We start from the raw sequence: 1,643 nt of genomic DNA on the forward strand, positions 1-1,643 counted from the left end.
AGCCATATCCCCGACACATCCTCACCCACCCCCGTAACGATCCCCGGCGTCTGCCTCGCCGGCCTCGAATAAACCACATACAACGACTTCAGCCCGGTGTCCGCCGGGAACACCAGAATACAATCCTCGGCTGTTACATCCTCGCCCGGCAGACCCTCAATCTGGCTATCGGTGTTCTCCGGAATCGGGTGGACGAGGATCGGGTCGAGTGCCTCACCGTGGTCGGGATAAACCAGCGGAGGCATCGACCCCAACGGCCCGCGTTGCGGCGTCCAGAGAATGGTGATGCCGTTGAGCTTGGCCTCCATGGCGGTCTTGTCGGCGTTCCACTTGACGTTCACCGTGCGTACGGCGTCGTCGCCAGAGGCGCCGGAGTGGATGCCGTAGACCCGCAGAACACCTTCGGCATCACGACGAAACTGGAAGCGCACGCGCGTGGTGGCACGGCTCATGCGGCGTAGTTCTTCGTCGGTGTGAAGCGTGCCGTCGGCCATTTTGCTCGGCAGCATTCCCAGCACGAACACGCTGGCCGGCCCGCCGGCGCCGCGGATGGCCCAGTTCAGGCGCTGTTGCAAAATCCCGCCGCCGGCCAGACGCCCCAAAGCCAGGTCGGCGCCTATTGCCGTCGCGACAGCGGTACTGGCGGATGGCATGAGCATGGCGCCGGCGACCATGATCTTGCCGAAGTTGCTGGCTGGCTCCTCGGCAGTGCCAGCGTCCGTGCGACACCAGTTGTCCGGCGTGCAGGATTTGGCAAATACCCTGTCTTCGCGTGGCTTGGGCGCAGGCCACTCATCCTTCTCGATGTACACCGGCTCCGGCGCTTTCGGTGGAAGCAAAGTAAACCAGGCCCTGCCACCGCTATACGGATTTAAAAACCAGTCATCGTCGAGAAGGTATTTGTATTGAGGCATGCCCACTCCCTGTATGGCGTTTAATCGAGCCAAGGTGAGCTTGTCGCCCGAAGGGCAATTCGGGGAGAGAGGGGCGGGTGCTTGACGTGATGAAAAATCCAGTTCTTACGTGAGCAGAGCCTGCTTCCTACAGGGCTATCTCAGTCCAGCGGTTTTGCGCCTGGGTCAGGCGAAATTATCGTCGGTCGCGGCTGTAGTCTTTTCGTTTGAATGGCTGATTACGCCGGATTTCTCGTACAGATGATTCAGGTCGACAGCCTACGCGGCGTTGCCTGAGGATGTTTTTTGTACGGTTCCCAGGAGGGGCTTCACTTTTGCTGGGCGGTGGAACAAAACAAAGGCAGCAACACGACATCGATCAATCAAAAGAAATCTGGAAGGCGCTGAAGAGGTAGCTCAATGAAAAGCGTAAGCAATCACGAGGACAGTGTTCTCGAAATGCTGCGCACGGACGAGAATTTCGCTCTCGAATATCTCGTTGCAGCATTGGAAGAAATTGATGAAGAGGGCGGTGAGTCTGTGTTTCTCACCGCGGTGCGACGTGTGGTGGAAGCGAGAGGCGGTTTTGCCGCTGTCTCCAACGCAACCGGACTTCACACAGCAGCGTGATCCACCGTGGTAATAAGAAGCCCGGCTCGATGTCGGGCTTTCTGATTTTTCCCAGCGGCATTTCTCTGATGGGGCACGTGGAATTGATCCGCTGACATTAAGCGGTAGGTTGCGAGTGAA

The 1,643-nt window shown here is 58.4% G+C and carries 1 protein-coding gene and 1 pseudogene; one reads left to right on the forward strand and one right to left on the reverse strand.

Going from position 1 to position 1,643, the window contains the following annotated elements; genetic code table 11:
- On the reverse strand, positions 1-914 hold a 914-nt coding region (locus D6877_RS28700), incomplete at its 3' end, for an S-type pyocin domain-containing protein (RefSeq protein ID WP_130912869.1).
- 399 nt (positions 915-1,313) lie between these two features.
- Between D6877_RS28700 and D6877_RS28705 the strand changes: the two are divergent.
- Positions 1,314-1,508: pseudogene (locus tag D6877_RS28705) on the forward strand (DNA-binding protein); the annotation flags it as partial.
- Positions 1,509-1,643 lie beyond the last annotated feature (135 nt).

The organism is Pseudomonas sp. Sample_9 (assembly GCF_004307535.1).
In the GTDB taxonomy this organism is placed as follows: domain Bacteria; phylum Pseudomonadota; class Gammaproteobacteria; order Pseudomonadales; family Pseudomonadaceae; genus Aquipseudomonas; species Aquipseudomonas mercuritolerans.